The organism is Kitasatospora sp. NPDC090308 (genome assembly GCF_044769485.1).
In the GTDB taxonomy this organism is placed as follows: Bacteria; Actinomycetota; Actinomycetes; order Streptomycetales; family Streptomycetaceae; genus Kitasatospora; species Kitasatospora fiedleri.
The window spans coordinates 614,609-638,532 of record NZ_JBIVXY010000001.1; the positions used below are offsets into that span (position 1 = coordinate 614,609).

Here is a 23,924-nt window from a genome sequence, read left to right on the forward strand (position 1 = left end):
CCCGGCGGCCTCCCCGGCCGATAGCGTCAGTCGCCGGGAGCGCCCGGCCGAGGGCGACCTCCGGGCCCGGGGCCCCACGGCGAGGACAACACGGAAGGAGCGGGTTCATGAACGACACCGTCCGGCTGGTCATCTGCGACGACCACGCCATGGTCCGGGCCGGGCTGCTGGCCCTGCTGTCCAGCGACCCGGCGATCGAGGTGGTCGGTGAGGCCAGCACCGGCGAGGAGGTGGTCTCGCTGGCCGCCGCCCTCCGGCCGGACGTGGTCCTGATGGACCTCCAGCTGGGCGGCGGGATCGACGGCGTGGAGGCCACCCGGCGGGTGCTCGCCGGGCCCGGGGAGAGCCACGTCCTGGTGCTGACCACCTTCGACACCGACACCGACATCAGCCGGGCGATCAGCGCGGGCGCCACCGGCTACCTGCTGAAGGCCGAGAAGCCGGAGGAGTTGTTCGCCGCGATCCGCGCCGCGGCGGCGGGCCGGCCCGCGCTCTCCCCGCCGATCGCCTCCCGGGTGATGGCCCAGATGCGCTCCCCGCTCCCCCAGCTCACCGACCGCGAGCAGGACATCCTGGACCAGCTCGGCCAGGGCCTGGGCAACAAGGAGATCGCCCGGGCGCTGTTCATCAGCGAGGCGACGGTCAAGACCCACCTCGGCCGGATCTACGCCAAGCTCGGCGTGGACACCCGCTCCGGTGCGGTGGCCATCGCCAAGGAGCGCCGCCTGCTGCGCTGAACTCCCGCCGTCCGTCCGCTCCTTGACAACAGAACAGTCCGACGAGGCGACGGCCGCGCCCCAACAGCCGCTCCGGCCAAGAAGTCTGACGATCCGGTGACAAACGGGAGGTGCAGAAGTGTCGGGAGAGGGGTAACCACACGGGGCCCGCCGGTGTGACGCGAACGCGTAAGGAACGCGCCACACTCCGCTCACCCTCCCCTCGCCGGCCTGTCGTTCGGGCGCGACACGGTTTGGCCGGAACCGACGTCACGAAAGGCGGACGCGCCCCATGCCGACCGCACCACCCCCGCAGGCGCCGCCGCGCCGCCTCGGGGAGCACGGCCTCGCCTGGGTGTTCCTGCTCCCCTCGGTCGCCGTCTTCGCCCTGTTCATCGGCTATCCGCTCGGGCGCACCCTCTACCTCAGCGCGCACGCCAACGACCTGTTCGGCGCGCCCTCGCGCTACGTCGGACTGCGGCACTACACCGACCTGCTGGCCTCGGCCGAGTTCCGCGACACTCTGCTCACCACCGCCCTGTTCGTGCTGCTGACGGTGGTGCCCGGGGTGCTCGGGGCGCTGCTGCTGGTGCTGCTGCTGGAGAGCCGGATCCGCGGGGTCCGGCTGCTGCGCTCGGCCTTCGCGCTGCCGTTCGCCTTCTCGGTGGCCAGCGCCTCGGTGGTCTTCTCGGTCCTCTACAACCCGGCCAGCGGGGTGCTCAACGGGCTGCTGTCGCAGTTCCACCTGGGCCCGGTCGGCTGGCTGACCGACTCCCGGTACGCGCTGCTCTCGGTCGCCGCGTCCACGGTCTGGATGAACCTGGGCTACAACGTGCTGGTGCTCTCGGCGGGCATCGGCGCGATCCCCGCCGAGATCACCGAGGCCGCCCGGCTGGACGGCGCCGCCGGGCTGCGGCTGGCCCGTTCGGTGACGGTGCCGCTGCTCGGGCCCAGCCTGTTCTTCCTGGTCGTGGTCTCCACGGTGAACGCGCTGCAGAGCTTCGGCCAGATCCACATCCTCACCCGGGGCGGCCCGGACGGCTCGACCCGCACGCTGGTCTACTCCGTCTACCAGAAGGCGTTCGCCTACGGCTCCAGCGACTTCGGCACCGCCAGCGCCCAGGCCGTGGTGCTGCTGCTGGTCGTACTGGCCTGCACCGCCGTCCAGTTCGGCGTCCTGGAACGGAAGGTGCACTACGCATGACCACCGCCCGCACCGAGACCGGGGCGCCCGCCGGGGCCGCCCCCGCCCGTCCCGCCCGGCGCCGCGCCCACCTGCGCGGGGTGCCGGCCAGGACCGTGGTCCACCTGGTGCTGCTGGCCGCCGCGCTGACGGTGCTGTTCCCGGTCTACTACGTGTTCGCCGGTGCGCTGATGCGCCCGGACGAGATCGCCGGGTACCCGCCCGCGCTGGTGCCGCACGCGGTCACCGGGCGGAACTTCTCCGGCGCGGTGCACGCGGTGCCGCTGGTCCGCCAGTACGCCAACTCGGTGCTGGTGGCGGGCGTGATCACCGCGGCGCAGCTGTTCACCTCGGTCCTGGCCGCGTACGCCTTCGTGTTCCTGCCGCTGCGCGGCCGCGCGGTGGTGTTCGGGCTGTTCCTGGCCACCCTGATGGTCCCGTGGGAGGCCGTGGTCATCCCCAACTACCTGACGCTGTCCGGCTGGGGCCTGGGCAACACCTACTTCGGGCTGGTGCTGCCGTTCCTGGCCTCCGGCTTCGGGACGTTCCTGCTGCGGCAGTCGTTCCGGCAGTTCCCGGCCGAGCTGCGGGACGCCGCCCGGATCGACGGGGCGGGCCACTGGCGGTTCCTGTGGCGGATCCTGGTGCCGCTGAACCGGCCGGCGCTGGCGGCGCTCGCCGTCTACGTCTTCCTGTCCGCCTGGAACCAGTACTTCTGGCCGCTGATCATCACCCGCACCGCCGAGATGCAGACCCTGCAGATCGGCCTGTCCACGCTGCGCGACTCGGAGATGGCCGACCCGGGCCTGATCCTGGCCGGCGTGGTGCTGTCGCTGCTGCCCACGCTGGCGCTGGTGGTGTTCGGCCAGCGCTTCATCGTCCGCGGCCTGACCGCCGGAGCCGTCCGCTGACGCCCCGCCGGCCACCGCACCCGCGCCCGCCCCGCACCCGGGTCCACCCGCGTACCCGCATCCGCATCCGCATCCGCATCCGCTCGACTCTCCCGGCACCCACCCTCGTAGAAGAGAGAAGCCCCGTGAAGAAGAGTGCCCGCGCGCTCGCCGCCCTGCTGGTGTCCGGCCTGGCCCTGACGGGCTGTAGCTCCGGCGGTTCCGGGGGCGGCGCCTCGGGTGACGCCGCCGCGCCCGCCGCCTCCGCGCTCGACCAGGCGTCCGGGGTGACCACCGTCGAGTTCTGGCACTCGATGACGGGCAAGAACGCCGAGACGCTGACCTCGCTGGTGTCCGCGTTCAACTCCGCGCACCAGGGGAAGATCGAGGTGAAGCCGGTCTTCCAGGGCAGCTACGACGACCTGATCGCCAAGTACAAGGCGTCGGTGCAGCAGAAGGCCACCCCGGCGCTGGTGCAGGTCTACGACATCGGCACCCGCTTCATGATCGACTCCAGGCAGACCGTCCCGGCCCAGGCGTTCGCCGACCGGGACGGCTACGCGCTGGACGACCTCCAGCCCAACATCCGCAACTACTACTCGGTGGACGGCAAGCTCGCCTCGATGCCCTTCAACTCCTCGGTGCCGCTGCTGTACCTGAACGACGACGCCTTCAAGGAGGTCGGCCTCGACCCGGCCCAGCCGCCCACCACGCTGGCCGAACTGGGCGACCTCGCCAAGCGGTTGACGAAGAAGGACGGCAGCGGGCAGACCGTCCGGTACGGCTTCGGCGCGGCGGTCTACGGCTGGTTCGTCGAGGAGCTGCTGGCCGAGTCCGGCTCGCTGTACTGCGACAACGGCAACGGCCGCACCGGGAAGGCGGCCAAGGCCGGCTTCGACACCGCCAAGGGCGCCGAGATCGTCCAGTGGTGGGCCGACCTGATCAAGGGCGGCTACGCGGCCAACACCGGCCGGCAGACCACCGACGCGCAGGCCGCGTTCAAGGCCGGCACGGTGGCCATGCACCTGGAGTCCACCGGCGTGCTGCGCGGCTACACCGAGGCCGCCAAGTTCACCGTCGGCACCGCGCCGTTCCCGAAGACCGCCGCCGGCGACCAGGGCGGCCCGGTCATCGGCGGCGCCTCGCTCTGGGTCTCCGGCCCGGGCCACTCGGACGCGCAGCAGCGGGCGTCCTGGGAGTTCGAGAAGTTCCTCACCTCCCCCGAGCAGCAGGCCGCCTGGCACGTCGGCACCGGCTACTTCCCGGTCAACACGAAGTCGCTGGACGTCGCCGCCGACAAGCAGTGGGTGGCCCAGTACCCGCAGTTCCAGACCGCCATCGACCAGCTCGCCGCCACCAAGCCGACCCCGGCCACCGCGGGCTGCCTGCTCGGCGTGATGCCGCAGGCCCGCAAGGGCGTGGAGACCGCGATCGAGCAGACCGTCTCCGGCTCCAAGACCGCCCAGCAGGCGCTGGCCGACGCCGCCAAGGAGCTCCAGCCCGCCATCGACGGCTACAACTCCTCGGTCGGCTGACCCCCGGAGCCGGGAGACGCCGAAGGACCCGGCCGCGGGTGCGCGGTCGGGCCCTGGAGGCGGAGGGCGGCGGACGAGTCGGCCTGTACGCCGGGTTCTGTCTCCCAGGTCGCTCGCGCGGCCGGGGGAGGCGGCCATCCATCTAGGGCTGCCGTTGCCGACAGCCTCGTGCGGTCTACCCGCGAGCTCGGGCGAGCAGCCCTCGAACACTCGCGCACGGTGCCCGGGGGCACCGATCTTGACCTTGCTCCGAGTGGGGTTTACCGAGCCGGCCGAGTCACCTCGGTCGCTGGTGGTCTCTTACACCACCGTTTCACCCTTACCCGCCGCCGGAGCGGTGGGCGGTCTGCTTTCTGTGGCACTGTCCCGCGGGTCACCCCGGGTGGGCGTTACCCACCACCCTGCTCTGTGGAGCCCGGACGTTCCTCGGCGGGCCCCGAAGGGACCCGACGCGACCGCCCGGCCGGCTCGTCCGCCGTACTGGTCATCGTAGCCGCTCCGGGACGCGCCCCCGCACGGACCCTCGCACGGCGTCTCCGCACGGGACCCCCGCACGGCGTCCCCGCACGGTGGTCCCGCGCGCCGGTCAGCGGGCGGGGCCGGCGGCGTCCTGGCGGGGGCGGTCCGGCAGGCGGTCGAAGCGGGCGGCGACCCGGGCCGCGGTGCCGGCCGCCCAGGGGGTGGTGGTGACCAGGCCGAGGACCAGGACGGTCAGGCCCAGGCCGGTCACGATCCACCAGCCGGCGTGGGTGGCGGGGGCGAAGCCACCGGCCGAGGCGACCGCGCTGGTCACCACGGTGCCGATCACCGCGACGCCCAGCGACTGGCCGATCTGCCGGCTGGTGGAGGCCACCGCGGCGGCCACCCCGGACTGGGAGAGCGGCATGCCGGAGACCGCCGAGTTGGTGATCGGGGCGTTCACCAGGCCGAAGCCGATGCCGAACAGCGCGTACGCGGGCAGCAGCAGGAGCGCCGGGGAGTCGGCGGTCAGCCGGGTCAGCAGCAGTCCGCTGGCGGTGATCGCGGCGCCGGCGCCGAGCAGCGGCAGGCGCGGGCCGCGCCCGGCCACGATCCGGCCGGAGAGCGGGGCGGCGAACAGGGTGAGCCCGGCCATCGGCAGCGTCCACAGGCCGGCCACCACCGGGCTGTAGTGGCGGACCTCCTGGAGGTACAGGGTGTTGAGGAACAGGAAGCCGCCGAGCGCGGCGAACGCGCACACCGCGGTGACGGTGGCGCCGGTGAACGGGGCGCTGCGGAAGAACCGCGGGTCGATCAGCGGTTCGGCGACCCGGAGCTCCCAGAGCGGGAAGGCGACCAGCGCGGCGACGGCGGTCACCGCCAGGGCCAGGATGCCGGGCGAGGTCCAGCCGTGCGCCGGGCCCTCGATGATCGCGGCGGTGCCGCAGCCGAGCAGCAGCAGCATCAGCAGCTGGCCGACCGGGTCCAGCCGGCGGGGCCGGGACGCCCGGGATTCCGGCACGTAGCGGAAGGTCAGCAGGCAGGCCGCCAGCCCGACCGGGACGTTGATCAGGAAGATCGACGGCCAGCCCGCGGTGTCCACCAGGAAGCCGCCGATCAGCGGGCCCAGCGCCATGCTGATGCCGACCACGCCGCCCCAGACGCCGATCGCCCGGGCCCGCTCCGCCCGGTCGGTGAAGGTGTTGGTGATGATCGACATCGCCACCGGGTTCATCATCGACCCGCCGACCGCCTGCACCGCCCGGAAGCCGATCAGCCAGCCGAGTCCGGGCGCCAGGCTGCACAGCAGCGAGCCGAGCACGAACAGCACCAGCCCGGTCATGAACACCCGCTTGCGGCCGATCCGGTCGGCCACCGAGCCGGAGAGCATCAGCAGCGAGGCCAGCACCAGCGTGTAGGCGTCGATCACCCACTGCAGGCCGGAGGCGGGCGCGTCCAGGTCGGTGCGGATGGCGGGCAGCGCGATGTTCACGACGGTGTTGTCCAGGCCGACGATGAACAGGCTGAGGCAGCAGATGGCCAGGATCAGCAGCCTGCGGCGGCGGTCCGGCACGGTACTCGGTCGACTCACCGTCCGATCATCCCACCATTTCATGAGGCGAGGCTGGAACCGCCCGGCTCCACCACCCGGACCCGGGGCTACCCGTCGGCCGCCAGCGCGAAGCGCACCGTGCGGGTGACCGGGTCGGCCAGGGTGAGCCGGACGGTGACCCGGTGGCCCAGCGGCAGCCGGTCGGCGGCGTCGCACTTGGCGACCACCGCCGGGTCGCGCAGCTGCACGGTGCCCACGGCGGGGTGCCGCTCGTCCACGTCGACCACCACCGCCTCGAACTCCTCGCCCTCCCGGCCGCGCAGCAGCTCGGCCTCCACCAGGTCCACGCAGGCCCGCTCCACCTCGTGGGCCCGCCGGTCGCCGCTCTCCATCAGCCCCGGCACCAGCGGCAGGGTGTCGCGCACCCAGCCGGGCACGTCGGTGCCGCCCGCCACCGCCAGGCAGACCTCCAGCGCGTACCGGTCGCCGAGCCGCCGCAGCGGCGCGGTGCAGTGGCTGTACGGGGCGGCCAGCGCGGCGTGGCCCGGGTCGGCGGGCGGGGCGGTGCCGCGGGCGGTGTCGAAGGCCCGGTAGCCGGCGCCGCGCAGCAGGCCGGTGCACTCGTTGAGGAAGGCGGCGTCGGCGGTGCGGGCCGGGTCGAGGGAGCGGATCAGCGCCGGGTAGGACAGGTCCTCCGGCCAGTCGACGCCGAGCGCGGCGGCGGTGCGGCGCAGCCGGGCGTACGCGGGTTCGGGGGCGGCGGGCAGGGTGCGCAGCAGGCCGATCCCGGCGTCCAGCATCAGCTCGGCGGCGGCCATGCCGGTGAGCAGCGAGATCTGGGCGTTCCAGCCGTCGGCGGGGCGGGGGGCGCGGTAGCCGAGCCGGTAGCCGCCGTCGTCGGCCGTCACCTCCTGCTCGGGGATGGGCAGGCTGACGCCGCCGCGGTCCCGCTCCCGGGCCTCGCGCAGGGTGCCGACCTCGGCGAGCAGGGCGAGTTGCTCGTCGGCGGTCCCGGCGTCGATCCGGTCCTGGACGGTCGCGTAGTCGAGCCGGCGGCGGGAGCGGACCCGGGCCCGGCGCAGGTCGGCGAGGACCAGCTCGCCGTCGGCGTCCAGGTCGAGCTGCCAGAGCAGGGCGGGGCGCAGTTCGCCGGGCAGCAGGCTGGCCGCGCCCTCGGAGAGCCGGGCGGGGTGCAGCGGCACGTTGCCGTCCGGGAAGTACAGCGTCTGGACCCGGTGCGCGGCCTCGGTGTCGATCGCCCCGCCGGGGGTGACGTACGCGCCGACGTCGGCGATCGCGTAGTGCACCCGGTAGCCGCTGCCCCGGCGGGAGAGCCGCATGGCCTGGTCGAGGTCGCGGGAGTCCGGCGGGTCGAGGGTGAACAGGTCGAGGTCGGTGGCGTCGAACTCCGGCAGCCGGGGCAGCGAGGCCGCCCGGTCGGCCTCGGCGAGCACCTCCGGGGGCCAGTCGGTGCGGATCTCCAGACGGGTCCTGAGGTCGGCGAGTTCGGTGTTGATCCTGGCGGTCTGGGCGGCCCGGACGCTGAGGTGTCGGCGCGGCATGCTCAGCAGCGTAAGGCGTGGCGGCGCAAAAGTCGTACCGGAAACAGGTTGTGGCGCACGGGGATTGGCGGCGGGGGCCGCGCGGGCGCGGCGGGATTCGGGGCGCGGGTGGGCGGGTCGTTAGGGTGGTCGGGTTCGGGTGCCACAGCTTGTTGAAAGAGGATCGCCGTGCTGGTTCTGCTGCCGCCGTCGGAGGGGAAGGCCGCGCCGGAGGCGGGTGCGCCGGTGGAGTTGGGCGGGCTGTCGCTGCCGGGGCTGACCGGGGCCCGGCGGCGGGCGCTCGACGCGCTGGTGGAGCTGTGCGCGGGGGACGGTGAGCGGGCCGCCGAGGTGCTGGGGCTGAGCAAGGGGCTGCGCGGGGAGGTCGGCAAGAACGCGGGTCTGCTCACGGCGGGGGCGCGTCCGGCGGGCGAGGTGTACACGGGGGTGCTGTTCGACAACCTGGGGCTGGCCAAGCTGGACGAGGCCGCGTACGCCCGGGCCGAGCGTTCGCTGCTGGTGTTCTCCGGGCTGTGGGGGGCGGTGCGGATCGGCGACCGGATCCCGCCCTACCGCTGCTCGATGGGCGTCAGGCTGCCGCCGCTGGGCGCGCTCGGCCCGTACTGGCGGGGCGTGCTGGACGGGGTGCTGCCGGAGGTCGCGGACGGGCTGGTGCTGGACCTGCGCAGTTCGGCGTACGCGGCGGCGTGGAAGCCCGCCGGGGAACTGGCGGGCCGGACGGTGACGGTGCGGGTGCTGCAGGAGCGCGAGGTGGACGGGGTGCTGAGGCGCTCGGTGGTGTCGCACTTCAACAAGGCCACCAAGGGCCGGCTGGTGCGCGACCTGCTCGCGGCCGGCCACGAACCGGCCGCGCCCGGCGAACTGGTGGACGCGCTGGAGCAGTCGGGCTACCGGGTGGAGGTCTCGGCGCGCGGCACCGGGCGCAAGCCGTGGCAGCTGGACGTGGTGGTGACGGACGTCCACTGACGTCCCGGCCCGGCGGCCGGGCACCGCCGGTGGTCAGCGCAGGCGGTCACCGCCGGTGGTCAGCGCAGGCGGTCAGCGCAGGTGGGAGGTGTCGTTGAGCAGCCGCAGCGAGGCGTTGCCGTCGCGGTAGTACTGGACGGCGCAGAGCGAGGCCGGGGACAGCTCCATCCGGTGCACGGCGTCCGGCGGGGCGCCCAGGGCCAGCCGGACCAGGGTCTTGATCGGGCTGACGTGCGAGACCACCAGCACGGTCTGCCCGGAGTACCGGGCGGTGATCCGGTCGCGGGCCCGGGCGACCCGGTCGGCCAGCGCGGTGAGCGATTCGGCGCTGCCGGTGGGCGCGGCCTCGGGCGAGCCCAGCCAGGTGGTGAGGTCGGCGGGGTGGCGTTCCCCCACCTCGGCGAAGGTGAGCCCCTCCCAGTCGCCGAAGTCGAGTTCGCGCAGGTCCTCCTCGATCCGCACCTCCAGGCCGAGCCGGCGGGCGGTGGCCTCGGCGGTCTGCCGGGTGCGCAGCATCGGGGAGGCCACCACGGCCTGCACGGTGCCGCGGGCGGCCAGCGAGTCGGCGGCGCGCTCGGCCTGCCAGCGGCCCTTCTCGGACAGGCCCGGGTCGCTGCCGGTGCTGCCGGAGAAGCGCTTGAGCGGGGTGAGCGGGGTCTCGCCGTGCCGCAGCAGCACCAGGGTGGTGGGGGTGCCGAGGTCGGCGGGCCCGGCCCAGCCGGCCCGGGGGGCGGACGCGGCGGGCACCGGTTCGTCCGCCGCGGTGGACACGGGCGCGACGGCGGACGCGGGCACGTCGGGTGCGGGTGCGGCGGGCACGGGTGCGGCGGCCCGGGGGGCGGGCTCCCACCGGCGGCCCTGCTTCCCGGCGTCCATCGCCTCGTTGGCGAGCCGGTCGGCGTCCTTGTTGCGCTCGCGCGGGATCCACTCGTACGTGACGTTCCCGGCCGGGAGGACGGCGCGGGCCTCGGCGGCCAGCGGGCGCATGTCGGGGTGCTTGACCTGCCAGCGCCCGGACATCTGCTCGACGACCAGCTTGGAGTCCATCCGGACCTCGACCCGGGCGTCCGGGTCGAGGTCGCGGGCGGCCCGCAGCCCGGCGATCAGGCCCCGGTACTCGGCGACGTTGTTGGTGGCGCGGCCGATGTACTCGGCGGCCTCGACCAGGATGCGCCCGGTGTCGGCGTCCCGGACCACCGCGCCGTAGCCGGCCGGCCCCGGGTTGCCCCGGGAGCCGCCGTCGGCCTCGACGACGTACCTGGTGCCCGCCACCGGGTCAGACGCCCGACTCGCCGGTGCGGACCAGGATGCGGCCGCAGTTCTCGCAGCGCAGCACCTTGTCGGCGGGCTCGGCCTTGATCGCGTTGAACTCGGTGATCGAGAACTCGGTGCGGCAGCCCTCGCAGCGGCGCTGGTAGAGGCGGGCCGCGCCGGTGCCGCCCTGCTGCTCGCGCAGGCGCAGGTAGAGCTTCATCAGGTCGGCGGGGATGACGTTGGCGACGGCCTCGCGGTCGCGGCGGACCTTGTCGGCCTCGGCGTCGATCTCGGCGAACTCGGCGTCCCGGCGGCCCTCGGCCTCGGCGACCACCACGGAGGAGTGCTCCAGGCGGGCGGTCAGCTCGGTGACCCGGGTCTGCGCGGACTCCAGGCGCTCCATCACCTCCAGGACGATGTCCTCCAGGTCGCCCTGGCGCTTGGCCAGCGAGACGTTCTCGTGCTGGAGGTTCTCCAGGTCCCGGGGGGAGGTGACCGCGCCGGAGTCCATCCGCTGCTGGTTGCGGGCGGCCCGGGAGCGGACCTGCTCGACGTCCGCCTCGGCCTTGGTCTGCTCGCGGGTGGTGTCGCCGAGCTGGGCCTGGGCGGCGACCACCAGGTCCTTGAGGGCGGTGTGGTCGGCGGCGGCCTTGTCGATCTCGGCGTGCTCGGGCAGGGTGCGGCGCCGGTGGGCCAGCTGGTCGAGGCGGGAGTCGATGGCCTGCAGGTCGAGCAGGCGGATCTGGTCGGCGGGCGCGGCGTTCACGCGGCGGGCTCCTGTTGAGTTGGTTCGGCGGGGAAGGTCAGGGGGCGTACGGCATCGGCGCGTGCGCCGTCCACGGGTCGGTGACCCGGGTGGAGACGCGGGTCTCCAGCGGCCAGCCGCGCCGGTCGGCGCGGTCGGTGAGCTCGCGGGCGGCCAGGGCGAGCCAGGGCCACTCGGTGGCCCAGTGCGCGGCGTCGACCAGCGCGACCGGGGCCGCCTCGACGGCCTCGGAGGCCGGGTGGTGCCGCAGGTCGGCGGTGACGTACGCGTCCACGCCGGCCCGGCGAGCCTCGGCCAGGAAGGAGTCGCCGGCGCCGCCGCAGACCGCGACCCGGTGGACCAGCCGCTCCGGGTCGCCGGCGGCGCGGACGCCCGCGGCGGTGGCGGGCAGGCCGGCGGCGACCTGCGCGGCGAACGCGGCCAGCGTCATCGGCTGCGGGAGCTCGCCGATCCGGCCGCTGCCGCGGCGGCCCGCCGGGTCGGTCGGGTCGGCCACCAGCGGGCCGGTGACCTTCAGCCCGACGGCCTCGGCGAGGGCGTCGGAGACGCCGGGGGCGGCGTGGTCGGCGTTGGTGTGCGCGACGTGCAGGGCGACGTCGTGCTTGATCAGGGTGTGCACGGCCCGGCCCTTGGCGCCGGTCGCGGCGACCGTGGTGGTGCCGCGCAGGTAGAGGGGGTGGTGGGTGACCAGCAGGTCGGCGCCCCACTCGACGGCCTCGTCCACCACGGCCTGCGCGGGGTCGACGGCGAACAGCACCCGGCGCACCTCCGCCCCGGGATCGCCGCAGACCAGGCCCACCGCGTCCCAGGACTCCGCCCACTGCGGCGGGTAGACCTCTTCGAGCACGGCGATGACGTCGGACAGTTTCGGCACCTGTCGAGACTACCGCGTGCCGCGGCCCGGCCCGGCCCCGCTCCCGGATGCGGACCGGCCGCCGCCGTCGTACACCTGCGCGTCAACCGGGCGGCGGGGCGCCGCGGCGGGCGGCCCGTCGCCCCCGAACCGTTCGCCGCCCGCCGCCCCCCGGGCGCACCGGGCCGGCCGGGCGCAGGCGGAAACCGCACCCGATCACCCTTACGGGTGAAGTGACCCGGCCGGTGTTGAGTCACACCCGCCCCGAAAGTAACTTCTAGTCCTGCGAACGGGAGTTGCTCGACCGGGGGGTCGAAAAAGGCGACCGGCCGGAATTCCGCCAGGAATTCGGCGGGCGCCGCCGAGCCTCCCGTGACTTCCGCAGGCCGTTCGGTCGAGTCCACCGCGAAGGGGTGTGGAGCAGATGGGGGCGGACACACCGCCGCGCAGGACAGGGGGGCCGGGTCCGGTCGACGACGAGCCGGGTGTGGACGGCACGTCGGTGGAGGTGGCACGGGCGACCGCGACCGGCGGCAGGGCCCGGGGAGGCGGCGGCGACCGGACGGTCGCGGCCGGGGGCCCCTGCCGCACGGTCCGGCCGCCCGGCCGCGAGCCCCGGGGTCGGGCCCGTGGCCGTGGCCGGGGTCGGAGGTGGGGTCGGGGGTGGGACGTCGGCGCGGCCTCCCCGGCGGCGGTCGAGGTGCGCTGCGCGGTCGCCTCGGCCGCCGCCGACCGGGGAATTCCGCGTGACGACAATGCGCACGACGGCGCGCGGAAATCGTCCGGGGAATTCGGCACTGCCTGGATCGGCGACGGCGGCGGTGACCGCGGGCAATTCCGGCGGATCGCTGCGGAAATCCGTCCGGCCACCGCCGGAATTCCCGGACCGGCGACCTCCACCGCCCGCCGCCACCGGCCGGGCGGCCGGGCGGGGCACCACCGCGGCGCGATGCTCGGCGACGGCGGCCCGGGCGAGCACCTGCCCGACCGTCGACCACCCCGGGTGGCCGACCCCGTCGAGGGGGCGGGATCGACCACCGGCGGCAGACCGGACCGCTCACCGCCCCGGGCCCGGCACCCGGCGCGGCGGCTGCTTCGAAGGCGTACGCGGTGTGGGTGACGACGGCCGGACACCTGCGCCCGGCGCAGCGGTGGCCCGCCGGAGGGCCACCGGGACCGGACGTCGAGGGTGGGGTGCGCCCCGGCAGCGGCCTCGTCCCCCGGCCGGGCCACCGGCGCTCCCCCGAGGGGGCACACGTCGAGGTCGACCGAGCCGCGCCGACGGGCCGCGCCGCTCGACCGGCTCACCGGCAGCGGCCTCGTCCGCCGGGCCCACCCCCCGGCCGGGCCGCCCGGCGTACCGGCCCCGGTCCAGGAACGACTGTCCGTTCGGGCTCCGGCTGTCCGTTCGGGCTCCGGCCGACCGGGTCCCGAACCGGCCGAGTGGCCGCGGGCCGGGGCCGGGCCGTTCACGCCCGCCCTGCTCGCCCCGCTGGAACGGGCCCACCGGCGCGGCGTCGCGCTGCGTGACCTCTCCCCCGACCACGTCCGGGCCGCTCCGGACCGCAGCCCACCCTGACCGGCACCCGCCGCTGCTCCTTCCCGGAGGACCGAGAGCCTCGCCCTGAGCGACCGACCCCGCCGGCCCGCTGCCGAGAGGCCCCCGACGAGCACGCATCCCGCGCCGCGACAGTCCGGCTTCGCCTTCGCCCACGGCGGCCCCGAACGGCAGCCCGCCCCCACGCCCTCCCGAAAGGCCGAGAGTCCCGCCCGGAACCACTGCCCGCGCCGGACGGACCCTTGCCGAAAGGCCCCCGATGAGCACGCAGACCACGCACCTCGCGCTGCGACAGTTCGACTTCACCCTCGCCCACGACGGCCCCGAACGGCAGCCCGCCCCTGACCGGCACCCACCCCTCCCCCCCTCCCGGAAGGCCGAGAGTCCCGCCCGGGCCCACCGACCCCGCCGGACCCCTGCCGAAAGGCCCCCGATGAGCACGCAGACCACGCACCTCGCGCTGCGACGCTTCGCCTTCGCCTTCGCCCACGACGGCTCGCACGCCGCGTGCCTCGCGGCCGGGGCCGACGGCGGCTGGTACGTGGAGAGTTGGCGGCTGCCTGACGACGGGCCCGCCGTGCCGACCGGGTTGCCGTTCGCCCAGGGTCTGCGTGCGCAGGTGGTGGCGCTGTCGGACGGCCGGGTGTTGGTGTGTCGGCCTGCCGGGGAGGGGCACGTGGTGGTGCTGCTGGCGGCCGGGGAGTCGGAGGAAGTGCCGCTGGCGGACGTCCGGTTGCCGGCGCTGCGGATGCTCGCGTTGCCGGGGGCGGCGGTGTCCGGGGCGGGGCCGGTCGCGGTGCTGGTGGGGACGGACGCCCGGCCCGCGACCTCGGTGTGGCTGCTGGCCGCGGACGGGTCCGCGCCGCGGGCGGTCGCGGAGTTTCCGGGGGTGCACGGCGGCGGGGTGTGGCTGGACGCGGCGGGGCGGCTGCTGGCCCTGGACCGGCTGGCCGGGGGCCGGTTGCGGACGGTCGTGCTGGATCTCGAACAGGGCGTCACCACCCCGCTGTTGGAGCTGGGCGAGGACAGCAACGACCGGCTGGTGCTGTTCGACCCGGCGTCGGGTCTCGGGATGCTGCGCAGCGACGCCCCGGGCCGGGACCGGCTCGGCTGGGGGCTGATCGGCGGCGCGGAGCCGGTGCGCTTCCCGGACTGCCTGCACCGGCCGGATCGGCTGCTGCGGCCGGTGGCCGCGGCACCGGGGCGGCCGGGGCAACCGGACGCGGAGCCTCAGGTGGTGCTCCAGGTGGACCACGGCGCGGCGTCCGCGCTGGTGCTGTGGCGGGCGGGCGAGAAGCGGCTGCGTCCGCTGCCGGTGCCGCCGGGGCGGCTGGGCGGGGTCGGGCACTGGTCGGCGGCGGGCCTGCGGATGCCGTACTCGGCGCCGGACCGCCCGGCGGCGCTGGCCACCCTGGACGTGGCGGCGCTGCTGGCCGCCGAGCCGCGCGCGGGGAGCGCCCCGATGGCGCTGCCACTGACGCTGGCCCCGCTCAACGGCGGTGCGCCGCAAGCGGGTCCGGGTCCGACGACAGCGCCGGTGCACACGCACGCGCCCGCGCCGACGGCAGCAGGGGCGGGCTGGCGGCTGGACGGGTCGGCCCCGCCCGGGGACGGCGGCCGGTGGCGGTCGGCGCAGTGCCTGGAGCTGGCGGGCCCGGCCGGTCCGATCGAGGCGGTGGTGTACGGCGGCGAGTCCTGGCTGTCCGCGCCCCACCTGGTGCTGGCCCTGCACGGCGGCCCGGCGGACGCCTGGCGGCTGGAGTTCGACCCGGCGCTGCAACGGATGGCGGCGGACGGCCTGGCGGTGCTGGCCCCGAACCAGCGCGGCTCGACGGGGTACGGCCCGCAGTACGCGGCGGCGATCCACGGCGCGTGGGGCGGGCCGGACCTGGAGGACGTGCTGGCCCTGCTGGAGCGCGTCGCCGGGCAGCGGGCGGCGCTGGGCCTGGAGCCGCCGGCCCTGTTCGGGGTGAGCTACGGCGCGTTCCTGGCACTGCTGGCGACGGCGCACGCCCCGGCGGGGTCGGTGGCCCGCTGCGCGGTGGTGGCCCCGTTCCTCTCCGGCCGCCACCTGCTGGCCGAGGCCGGCGCGCCCGTCCGGGCGCTGACCGCCCGGCTCGGCGGCGACCTCGACGTCGAGGACGCCCGGGGTCCGCGCGACGTCCTGCGGGTGGCCCACCTGCTGCCCGCGCCGCTGCTGGTGGTGCACGGCGACCGGGACGAGGTGGTGCCGGTCGGGCAGTCCCGGCTGCTGCGCCGCGAACTGCTGCGGCTGGGGCGGCTGGAGGGCGCCGACTTCCGCTACGTGGAGGCGGCCGGGGCCGGGCACGAGCTGCTCGCCGAGGAGGGCTCGGCCGTCCTGCACGAGCTGCTGGCGGTCTTCCTGCGCACCGGCCGCCCGGCCTGACGCCGCCCCCGCCGCCGTCGCCGTCACCCTCCCCGTCCCTCGTCCTCACTCCTCCGTCCCGGGCGCTCCGATTTCGCGGTCCGTCGGAGGTTCTCCGCACGGCGGCGGGGTGTTTCGGTAGGCTCCCTATCCGATTCGGCCGTTGCCGTGGCCCCGGACGGGCCCGAGGGCGGCCGGTTGTCCGCTGCCCGGATTCCGTCGGCAGCGTCGAGACCGCAGACCGCGATCCCCGCACGGAGAAGACTGACCTGATGTCCGAGTCCTTCGACGACAGCACCGAGCACGACCACCGCGCACCGGGCGCCGACCAGACCGCCGACGGCGGGGCGCACGGTCGGCACCGGGGCGGCACCGCCAGCGACGACGCCCCGGAGGCGGCCCCGCACGGCCGCCACCGCCGCTGACGGTCGGCCGCAGGAGAGACCACACCGCACCGTCGACGCCCCCGGTTCCCGTCACCGTCCTGACGGGAACCGGGGGCGTCGGCCGTTCGACGGCCGGACGGACGGGAGCGCGGGCGGTCAGTCCGTCAGCAGGACGGTGCGCAGGGCCTCGCCGGCCCGCATCTGGGCGATCGCCTCGTTGACCCGGGCCAGCGGGAGGCGGTGGGTGATCATGCCGGCCAGGTCGAGCCGTCCGGCCCGCCAGAGGGTGACGGCCAGGTCGACGGTGCGGCGGACGTCACCGCCGCCGTACAGCGAGGGCAGCAGGCGCTTCTCGTTGAAGAAGAGCTCGCCCATGCTGAACGAGACCCTGTCGTCCTGGGCGCCGGCGCCGATCACCACGACCGCGCCGCCGCGGCGGGCCGCGTCGTACCCGGCCCGGACGGTGGCGGCGCGGCCGACCGCCTCGAAGACGTGGTCGTAGCCGCCGGCGGGCAGCGCGCGGGCGGCGGCCTTGAGCTCCTCGGGGGCGAGTGCCTCGGTGGCGCCGAAGCCGAGGGCCCGTTCGCGGCGGGAGGCGACCGGGTCGACCACGGTGATCCGGGCGGCCCCGCTGATCCGGGCGGCCTGGACGGCGGCGATGCCGACGCCGCCCGCGCCGATCACCGCGACCGTCGAACCGGCCTCCACCCGCGCGGTGTTGACGACCGCGCCGAGGCCGGTGGTGACGCCGCAGCCGATCAGGGCGGCGAGTTCGTACGGCAGGTCGGCGGGGACGGGGATCAGGCTGTCGGCGGCGACGACCAGTTCCTCGGCGAAGGCGCCGGTGCTGTAGAAGCCGTACGCGTCGGTGCCGCCGCCGATCCGGAAGCCCGGGGTGGAGAGCCGCCGGAGCGAGGCGACGCACAGGTGGCTGCGACCGCCCCGGCAGGCGGGGCACCGGCCGCACGGGGGCATCCAGCAGAGCACCACCCGGTCGCCGGGGGCGAGGCCGCTGACGCCCTCGCCGACCTCGACCACCTCCCCGGCGCCCTCGTGGCCGGGCACGAACGGGGCGGGCTGCGGCAGGACGCCGGCCATCGCGGACAGGTCGGAGTGGCAGAGGCTGGCGGCCCGGATCCGGACCCGGACCCGGCCGGGGCCGAAACCGACCGCTTCGACGTCGTCGCGGACGTCCAGGGTGTCCTGTCCGGTCTGCTGCAGGATCGCTGCGCGCACGGGCTGCTCCCGGGGGTCGGCCGCCGCGCGTCGGCGGCGCTTGGGTGGAACGCGTTCTGCCGCGGGCCGTCCCCTGTATAGCGCATCGGCCGCCGTCCGGGGCGGGCGGAAAGCGACTTCCCCCGGTCAGCCGGGTGTGGCAGGATCCGCCGCCGTGTCCGTCATCGAACCCCCCGCCGCACCCGTCCCCGCGCCCGCACCCGTCCCCGCGCCCGCCACCGAGCGGTGTCCCGCGTGCGGGGCGCCGGTGGCCGTGCACGAGCGCTTCCCCGCCTGGTGCCCGGCCTGCGAGTGGAACCTGCTGCCGCCCGTCCCGCCCACCGGGGCCCGGACGGGGCGCTCCGTGCGCCGCGCCGCCCGGGAGGCGCGCCGCACGGAGCGCCGCCGCCAGGACGCCAGGGAGCGGGCCGAGCAGGTGTTCCGGCTGGTCGCGGCGGGCGGCTCCGGCCTGCGGCACGGCGCGTCGGTGGGCGCGTTCCTGCTCGCCGGGGCGGTGCACCTGGTGTCGCTGGCGGTGCTGCTGACGGGGGTGGCGCTGCTGGCCGGGTGGCCGGTGGCGAGTTGGCCGCTGCGGGTGCTGGGCGCGGTCGCGCTGGCGGTGGCGGTCCTGCTGCGTCCGCGGCTGGGGCGGCCGGAGCGCACCGGGGTGCTGGCGCGCGCGGACGCGCCGGTGCTGTACGAACTGGTGGACCGGGTCTCGGCGGAGCTGGGCGCGCCGCGGGTGGACTCGATCGCGGTGACCGACGAGTTCAACGCCGCCTTCGGCACGTACGGCCTGCGCCGGCACCGGCAGTTGCGGATCGGCCTGCCGCTGTGGACGGTGCTGGGGCGGCAGGAGCGGGTCGCGATGCTCGGGCACGAGATCGGGCACGGCGTCAACGGGGACACCCGGCGCGGGCTGTGGACGGGTTCCGCCCTCAACGCGCTGGTCGAGTGGTACCGGCTCACCGTTCCGTCGCGCGACCACGAGGTGAACTCCCACCCGCTGACGGCGGTCGCCTCGGCCGCCGCCAAGCTGCTGCTGGGCGCGGTCAACCTGGGGGTCCGGGCACTGGCCGGGCTGATGCACCGGCTGCACCTGCGCAGCGGGCAGGCCGCGGAGTACCGGGCCGATCTGATGGGGGCGCGGCTCGCCTCGGCCCGGGACGCGCAGGGCGTGCTCACGGCGCTGTTCAACGCGCAGACGCTGGAGACGGTGCTGGTCCGGCAGCGCGCCCTGCCCCGGGCGGGCGGTCGGGCCGGTGGCCGGGCCGGGCGGTCGGCCGCCCCGGTGGCCGACCTGTGGACGGCGCTGGCGGAGGCGGCGCGGTCGGTCCCGGCCACCGAGGTGGAGCGCCGGGTACGGCTGTCCGAGCGGGAGGTGACGGCGACCGACTCCTCGCACCCGCCGACCTACCTGCGGCTGCGGATGCTGGCCACGGCCGCCCCGGCGGTCGACCGGCCGCCGCTGGTGCTGGACGCCGGGCGGGCCGCCGCGATCGAGGCCGAGCTGGCCCCGAGCCGGGCCCGGGTCGCCGCCGAGCTGCTCTGACCGTCGCCGGGACGGTCCCTACCATCCAGTAGGGTCCTGGTCAGCCACCCCCGTCCGGCAGGAGCCCCCGATGACCGACCCGACCCCCGCCGTCCCGTCCGCGCAGGTCCTGGCGGCGTTCCGGGCCGCCACCGGCTTCATGCCGGAGGACGAGGGGCTGGCGCTGTACGCGGCGGCGCTCGACGCGGCCGGGCGCACCGGGCTGCCGCTGCTGGAGATCGGCACGTACTGCGGGCGTTCGGCGGTCCTGCTGGCGGACGCCGCCCGCCGGGCCGGGACGGTCGCGCTGACCGTCGACCACCACCGCGGCTCGGAGGAGCAGCAGCCGGGCTGGGAGTACCACGACCCGTCGCTGGTCGACCCGGAGGTCGGCCTGATGGACACCCTGCCGCGCTTCCGCCGCACCCTGCACGCGGCCGGACTGGAACAGCACGTGATCGCCCTGGTCGGCCGGTCGCCGCAGGTCGCGGCGGTCTGGCGGGGCCCGCTGGGCCTGGTGTTCGTGGACGGCGGCCACACCGACGAGCACGCCACCGGCGACTACGAGGGCTGGGTGCCGCACCTCGCCGCGGACGGCCTGCTGGTGGTGCACGACGTGTTCCCCGACCCGGCGGACGGCGGCCAGGCCCCCTACCGGGTGTACCTGCGGGCGCTCGCGGAGGGCTTCGAGGAGCTGTCGGTGACGGGTTCGCTGCGGGTGCTGCGCCGCCCGGCCGCGACGGCCGGCTGAGACCGCCCCGCCGGGCGGGCCCGGCCCCGTCGCGGCTCGGTTCCGGCTCGGTTCCGGCTCGGTTCCGGCACCGTCGCGGCTCGATTGCGGCTCGGTTCCGGTCCGGGATTCCCGGCCCGGGGCGGGAACGATCGCCGCCGCTGCCGCGTCGTCCCCACCGCGACGCGTTGCCGATCCGCCGTGACCAGTCGCACCGGCGGCCGGTACGGTGTCGGCGGCAGACGACGGACGGCCCGTTCGGGGAGCGGCCCGTTTCGGAGCACGGCACCGGCCACCGGTGCCGGACCGGTTCAGTTGGGGGCGAGGGCAGGGCATGACGGAACAGGGCGGTACCGCGAGGGCGGTCTGGGACCCGACCGCGAACAACGGCGCGGGCGGCTGGGTCCGCCGCCCGGTGGCGGACGCCCCGGCCGCGGCGGGCCCGCCCACCACCGCGATCCCGCTGCCGCCGATCCCGGACGGCCCGGTCGCCCCGGCCGCGCCCGTCCCCCCGCCCGCCGCCCAGCAGCCGCAGCAGCCTCCGGCCCAGCAGCAGCCGTCTCAGCAGTCGCAGCCGTCGTTCCCGCAGGCCCGGACGCCCGCGGCCACACCGCAGCGGCCGCAGCCGTTCCCGCCCGGCCCGGCGCAGCCCCCGCAACAGCCACAGCAGCAGCCGCCGTTCCCGCCGCAGCCGGGCTTCGACGGCCGGCCCGGCTTCACCCCGCCCCCCGCCGACGGCCCGTCCTACGGCGGCGGCCAGAGCTTCGGTGGCCAGGGCTTCGGCGACCAGGGCTTCGGCGACCAGCCCACCCAGCAGCTGCCCCCGCAACAGCCACAGCAGCAGCCGCCGTTCCCGCCGCAGCCGGGCTTCGACGGCCGGCCCGGCTTCACTCCGCCCACCGGCGGCCCGTCCTACGGCGGGAACCAGCCCTTCGGCGGCCAGCCCCCGCAGCAGTTCGGCACCGGCCCGGGCGGCTACGGCGGCTACCAGCAACCGGAGTTCGACCACGAGGAGGACCCGCGCCGCCGCCGCACCCCGCTGCTGGTCGGCGCGGCCGCGATGCTGGTGCTGCTGATCGGCGCGGCCGTGGTGTGGGCGGTGCAGAACAGCGACTCGTCCGGGAGCCCGTCCGCGGCGGACAGCAATTCGCCCGTCGTGCAGCCGAGTCCGGGCGGCACGGGAACGGGCGGCGGCCAGGGCGGCTCGCCCTCCGCGTCCGCCGAGGCGTCCGCGTCGGCGTCCGCCTCCGGTTCGCCGTCGGCGGGCCCGCAGGCGCAGGCCCAGGCGCAGGCGCTGGACGCGCTGCTGAGCGAGGGCGAGGAGGCGAAGGCCCCGATCGGCAACGCGGTGGCGAAGGTGCGCAGCTGCCCGGCGAAGGCGGAGGTCGACAGCGCCGCGAAGGTGTTCGACACGGGTGCCGAGCAGCGCGACGCGCTGCTGGCCAAGCTGGCCGCCCTGAAGACCGACGGCCTGCCGGGGGGCGACGCGGCGGTGGCCTCGCTGAAGACCGCCTGGCAGACCTCGGCGGACATCGACCGGGCGTACGCCGCCTGGGCCCGCACCGTCTCCGACAAGGGCTGCGCCAACAACCAGGTGCCCAGCACGGCGGACCTGGCCCGCGCCAACGACCTCAACCCGAAAGCCACCCAGGCCAAGCAGGACTTCGCCGCGAAGTGGAAACCGATCGCCCAGGCGTACGGGCTGACCACCCGTACCGGGGACAGGATCTGAGGAACACGTGACTGGCCGTACCACCCCGCACCACGACGACCCCGGCGAGCAGGAGCCGTACGACCCGTACGGCGCGGGCTCCGCACCGGCGGGCCGCGCCGCCCGCTGGCGGCCGGCCGCGAAGGCGGCGGCCGTGGTGCTGCCGGTCTGCCTGATCGGCTGGCTGGGCTGGCAGGCCGTGGCCAACAGTTCCCGGGACGTCTCCGCGTCCGCCGCCGCCGCGCACTCGCCGGACGGCCGGGCGGGCGGCGCGGCGAACGACCGGGCCGCCGCCGGACCGACCGACGGGGACGGCGGCGCGTCCGAGCGGCCCGCGGCGGCGGACCAGGCGGCCCCGGCGGACCCGTCCCCGGCCCCCTCCCCGTCCCCGGCGGCCTCCGCGAGCGGCCCGGACCGGCCGCTGACCGGCCGGACCGTGCTGCTCGACCCGGGGCACAACCCGGGCAACGCCAAGCACCCCACCGAGATCAACCGCAAGGTGGACATCGGCAACAGCCGCAAGGAGTGCGACACCACCGGCACCGAGACCGACGCCGGGTACCCGGAGGCGGAGTTCACCCTGGACGTGGTGCACCGGGCCCGGCAGATCCTGCAGGACCGGGGCGCGAAGGTGGTGCTCACCCAGGACGGCGAGCGCCCCTGGGGCCCGTGCGTCGACGAACGCGCCGGGATCGGCAACGAGGCGAAGGCGGACGCGGCGGTCTCGGTGCACGCGGACGGCGCGCCGGCCTCCGGCACCGGCTTCCACGTGATCCTGCCCGGCCGGGTGGTCGACGGGGCCGCCGACACCTCCCCGATCGTCGAGCCCTCGCACCGGCTGGGCGTGCTGCTGCGCGACGCCTTCCGGGCGGGCACCGGCGAGCCGTACTCGAACTACCTCGGCAAGCAGGGCCTGGACACCCGCACCGACCTCGGTGGACTCAACCTGTCGAAGGTACCGAAGGTCTTCATCGAGTGCGGCAACATGCGCAACTCCGGCGATGCCGGACGGATGACCGACCCGCAGTGGCGCCAGCTCGCCGCGCAGGCCCTCGCCGACGCCCTGACCAGCTATCTCACCGGGTGAGCCACCGCGCGCACCCCCCGCCCGACCCCCGCGCCAACCCGTTTTCCGGCGCCCCCGTTCCGTACCGATTCGGTGCGGATCCGGAGGGCGCTGTGCACGCGGCGTCGCGTTGGCTCTAGGCTTTTGCCCCGTCGTACCGTCCCGGTACCACGGGGGCCCGGTCAACCGCCGCCGACCACGACTACACCAATGAGGGGAACGTCAGTGAATCTGCGCGCTCTCACCAGGGGAGACGCCGCCGTCGCCGGTGCGGCCGTATTGCTCCTGATCTCGTCCTTCCTGAAGTACCGAGGCGTCGACTGCGACGGCGGTATCTACTGCGAGAAGAGCCAGTTCAACGCCTGGGACGCGTCCTTCTTCCCCGCGCTCCAGTCGGTCTTCCTGCTCGGCATCATCGGTGCCGTGCTGATCCTGCTCTTCCGCTTCCAGAAGGCGACGCTGGGCAACAAGGAGATCATCGGGCTGCGCCTCGACCAGTGGGGCACCGCGGCGATCGTGATCGCCCTGTGGGGCATCCTGTGGTCCCTGATCGGCGGCCCGGACGGGCTGAAGAACGGCGCGGGCTCCTGGCTCGCCCTGATCGCGCTGCTCGTGATGGCCGGCGCCGTGATCGCCGCCCCGGCGCTGCCCGCCCTGCAGGCCCCGCTGGCCGGCCCGGCCGCGCCGGGCGCCGCCCAGCAGCAGCAGTTCCCGCCCTACGGCGCCCAGCAGCAGGGCGCTCCCGGCGCCTACGGGTACCCGGGCGCCCAGCAGCAGCAGCCGTTCCCCGGCCAGCCGCAGCCCGAGCAGGGCGGCGCCGGCCAGCAGCAGCAGCCGTTCGGCCAGGGCCAGCAGCAGTCGGCCCCGGGCGGCTACGGCTACCCGCAGGCCGCCCAGCAGCAGGCCCCGGCCCCGTCGGCCGCCGCGCAGGCCGTCGCCCCGCTGCCCACCGCGGTGCAGCCGGCCGTGCAGGACCACGTCCCGGCGCAGGCCGCCGCCCCGTTCGCCCCGTTCTGGTTCGCCGTCCCGGCGGTGCGCCAGCTCGGCAACAAGGACAACCCGGCCGCCCCGCCGGTCGGCGAACTCGTCCCCGGCACCTGGTACCTGGCCGTCGACCAGCGCGGCGCCGCCCTGGTCGCCCAACTGCCGGACGGCACCCACGGCGTCCTGAACGACACCAGCGGCATCCAGCGCGGCTGACCACGAAGCACCCCCCCATCACCGAAGGTCCGCCCCAGGAGGGAACCCCCTCCCCCGGGCGGACCTTCGCCATGACCCCCGCCCCCACACCAGGGGCACGGGGAACACACCGAGGACGCGGGGAACACACCGAGCGCGCGGAGAACACACCGAGGGCGCGGAGAACACACCAGGGGCGCGAGGAACCGCGCGCAGCGGAAGACACCAACGCCGAAAGTCCGCCCCAGGAGAGAACCCCCTCCCCGGGCGGACCCCCGCAGCACGCGCACCCGTCGAACAGACCCCCGCCGGACGGCCCCCCTCCCCCACCCACCAGGGGCGCGAGGAACCGCGCGCAGCGGAAGACACCAACGCCGAAAGTCCGCCCCAGGAGAGAACCCCCTCCCCGGGCGGACCCCCGCAGCA

General features: G+C 75.9%; 18 protein-coding genes and 1 other RNA gene. 12 read left to right on the forward strand and 7 right to left on the reverse strand.

Annotation, left to right across the window (positions count from 1 at the left end; genetic code table 11):
* The first annotated feature begins 107 nt into the window (after positions 1-107).
* The 4 genes from ACIQVD_RS02640 to ACIQVD_RS02655 all read left to right on the forward strand — a co-directional run bounded on the left by ACIQVD_RS02640 (position 108) and on the right by ACIQVD_RS02655 (position 4,324).
* On the forward strand, positions 108-737 hold the full coding sequence (locus tag ACIQVD_RS02640; protein ID WP_402285486.1) for a response regulator: 630 nt from the start codon (positions 108-110) through the stop codon (positions 735-737).
* A 271-nt stretch (positions 738-1,008) separates the two neighbouring features.
* Positions 1,009-1,920 (forward strand): carbohydrate ABC transporter permease, encoded by a 912-nt coding sequence (locus tag ACIQVD_RS02645; RefSeq protein ID WP_400686818.1) that lies wholly within the window; start codon positions 1,009-1,011, stop codon positions 1,918-1,920.
* Positions 1,917-2,810 (forward strand): carbohydrate ABC transporter permease, encoded by an 894-nt coding sequence (locus tag ACIQVD_RS02650; RefSeq protein ID WP_402285489.1) that lies wholly within the window; start codon positions 1,917-1,919, stop codon positions 2,808-2,810. The genes ACIQVD_RS02645 and ACIQVD_RS02650 overlap by 4 nt, the downstream gene beginning before the upstream one ends.
* A gap of 125 nt (positions 2,811-2,935) precedes the next feature.
* Entirely contained in the window at positions 2,936-4,324 is a 1,389-nt protein-coding gene (locus tag ACIQVD_RS02655; RefSeq protein ID WP_402285491.1) for an ABC transporter substrate-binding protein, read from the forward strand.
* A gap of 70 nt (positions 4,325-4,394) precedes the next feature.
* Here ACIQVD_RS02655 and rnpB read toward each other — a convergent pair.
* The 3 genes from rnpB to ACIQVD_RS02670 all read right to left on the reverse strand — a co-directional run bounded on the left by rnpB (position 4,395) and on the right by ACIQVD_RS02670 (position 7,897).
* An RNA gene (gene rnpB, locus ACIQVD_RS02660) (RNase P RNA component class A) lies at positions 4,395-4,795 on the reverse strand.
* Between the two features lie 115 nt (positions 4,796-4,910).
* Positions 4,911-6,374, reverse strand: coding sequence for an MFS transporter (locus tag ACIQVD_RS02665; RefSeq protein ID WP_400686812.1), 1,464 nt, complete (start codon positions 6,372-6,374; stop codon positions 4,911-4,913).
* Positions 6,375-6,442: 68 nt separating this feature from the next.
* Positions 6,443-7,897, reverse strand: coding sequence for an RNB domain-containing ribonuclease (locus tag ACIQVD_RS02670; RefSeq protein ID WP_400686810.1), 1,455 nt, complete (start codon positions 7,895-7,897; stop codon positions 6,443-6,445).
* Between the two features lie 168 nt (positions 7,898-8,065).
* Between ACIQVD_RS02670 and yaaA the strand changes: the two genes are divergently transcribed.
* Entirely contained in the window at positions 8,066-8,863 is a 798-nt protein-coding gene (gene yaaA, locus ACIQVD_RS02675; protein ID WP_402285494.1) for a peroxide stress protein YaaA, read from the forward strand.
* Positions 8,864-8,935: 72 nt separating this feature from the next.
* Here the strand turns inward: yaaA and ACIQVD_RS02680 are convergent, their stop codons facing one another.
* Genes ACIQVD_RS02680 through ACIQVD_RS02690 form a run of 3 tightly spaced genes read right to left on the reverse strand, consistent with a single transcriptional unit; the run spans position 8,936 to position 11,757 of the window.
* Positions 8,936-10,135, reverse strand: coding sequence for a bifunctional RNase H/acid phosphatase (locus tag ACIQVD_RS02680; protein ID WP_402285496.1), 1,200 nt, complete (start codon positions 10,133-10,135; stop codon positions 8,936-8,938).
* Between the two features lie 4 nt (positions 10,136-10,139).
* Positions 10,140-10,883, reverse strand: a complete 744-nt coding sequence (locus ACIQVD_RS02685; RefSeq protein WP_402285498.1) for a zinc ribbon domain-containing protein — start codon at positions 10,881-10,883, stop codon at positions 10,140-10,142.
* Between the two features lie 37 nt (positions 10,884-10,920).
* Positions 10,921-11,757, reverse strand: coding sequence for a Nif3-like dinuclear metal center hexameric protein (locus ACIQVD_RS02690; RefSeq protein WP_400686802.1), 837 nt, complete (start codon positions 11,755-11,757; stop codon positions 10,921-10,923).
* Between the two features lie 1,970 nt (positions 11,758-13,727).
* On the opposite strand from ACIQVD_RS02690, the gene ACIQVD_RS02695 reads away from it, so the two are divergent.
* Both ACIQVD_RS02695 and ACIQVD_RS02700 read left to right on the forward strand, forming a co-directional pair.
* Positions 13,728-15,701, forward strand: a complete 1,974-nt coding sequence (locus ACIQVD_RS02695; protein WP_402285501.1) for an alpha/beta hydrolase family protein — start codon at positions 13,728-13,730, stop codon at positions 15,699-15,701.
* A gap of 251 nt (positions 15,702-15,952) precedes the next feature.
* Positions 15,953-16,105, forward strand: coding sequence for a hypothetical protein (locus ACIQVD_RS02700; protein WP_400686798.1), 153 nt, complete (start codon positions 15,953-15,955; stop codon positions 16,103-16,105).
* A gap of 117 nt (positions 16,106-16,222) precedes the next feature.
* Here ACIQVD_RS02700 and ACIQVD_RS02705 read toward each other — a convergent pair whose 3' ends face one another.
* Complete coding sequence (locus ACIQVD_RS02705) at positions 16,223-17,302, reverse strand: alcohol dehydrogenase catalytic domain-containing protein (protein WP_402285503.1); 1,080 nt, start codon at positions 17,300-17,302, stop codon at positions 16,223-16,225.
* A 154-nt stretch (positions 17,303-17,456) separates the two neighbouring features.
* Here ACIQVD_RS02705 and ACIQVD_RS02710 point away from each other — a divergent pair, with 154 nt between their 5' ends.
* From ACIQVD_RS02710 to ACIQVD_RS02730, 5 genes are all read left to right on the forward strand, one after another.
* Positions 17,457-18,833 (forward strand): M48 family metalloprotease, encoded by a 1,377-nt coding sequence (locus ACIQVD_RS02710; RefSeq protein ID WP_402285506.1) that lies wholly within the window; start codon positions 17,457-17,459, stop codon positions 18,831-18,833.
* A 70-nt stretch (positions 18,834-18,903) separates the two neighbouring features.
* Positions 18,904-19,563 (forward strand): class I SAM-dependent methyltransferase, encoded by a 660-nt coding sequence (locus ACIQVD_RS02715; RefSeq protein WP_400686792.1) that lies wholly within the window; start codon positions 18,904-18,906, stop codon positions 19,561-19,563.
* A gap of 313 nt (positions 19,564-19,876) precedes the next feature.
* Positions 19,877-21,274, forward strand: a complete 1,398-nt coding sequence (locus ACIQVD_RS02720) for a hypothetical protein (RefSeq protein ID WP_402285508.1) — start codon at positions 19,877-19,879, stop codon at positions 21,272-21,274.
* A 139-nt stretch (positions 21,275-21,413) separates the two neighbouring features.
* A complete protein-coding gene (locus ACIQVD_RS02725; protein WP_400687026.1) occupies positions 21,414-22,340 on the forward strand; it encodes an N-acetylmuramoyl-L-alanine amidase in 927 nt (308 codons plus the stop codon).
* 258 nt (positions 22,341-22,598) lie between these two features.
* Positions 22,599-23,519 carry a hypothetical protein gene (locus tag ACIQVD_RS02730; RefSeq protein ID WP_402285511.1) on the forward strand — a complete coding sequence of 307 codons (921 nt, stop codon included), beginning with the start codon at positions 22,599-22,601 and terminating at the stop codon, positions 23,517-23,519.
* Positions 23,520-23,924 lie beyond the last annotated feature (405 nt).

Bases quoted from the DNA above. Each gene is read 5' to 3' on its own strand.
- ACIQVD_RS02640 (WP_402285486.1), top strand. From the start codon at position 108: ATGAACGACACCGTCCGGCTGGTCATCTGCGACGACCACGCCATGGTC.
- ACIQVD_RS02645 (WP_400686818.1), top strand. From the start codon at position 1,009: ATGCCGACCGCACCACCCCCGCAGGCGCCGCCGCGCCGCCTCGGGGAG.
- ACIQVD_RS02650 (WP_402285489.1), top strand. From the start codon at position 1,917: ATGACCACCGCCCGCACCGAGACCGGGGCGCCCGCCGGGGCCGCCCCC.
- ACIQVD_RS02670 (WP_400686810.1), bottom strand. From the start codon at position 7,897: ATGCCGCGCCGACACCTCAGCGTCCGGGCCGCCCAGACCGCCAGGATC.
- ACIQVD_RS02695 (WP_402285501.1), top strand. From the start codon at position 13,728: ATGAGCACGCAGACCACGCACCTCGCGCTGCGACGCTTCGCCTTCGCC.
- ACIQVD_RS02700 (WP_400686798.1), top strand. From the start codon at position 15,953: ATGTCCGAGTCCTTCGACGACAGCACCGAGCACGACCACCGCGCACCG.
- ACIQVD_RS02715 (WP_400686792.1), top strand. From the start codon at position 18,904: ATGACCGACCCGACCCCCGCCGTCCCGTCCGCGCAGGTCCTGGCGGCG.
- ACIQVD_RS02720 (WP_402285508.1), top strand. From the start codon at position 19,877: ATGACGGAACAGGGCGGTACCGCGAGGGCGGTCTGGGACCCGACCGCG.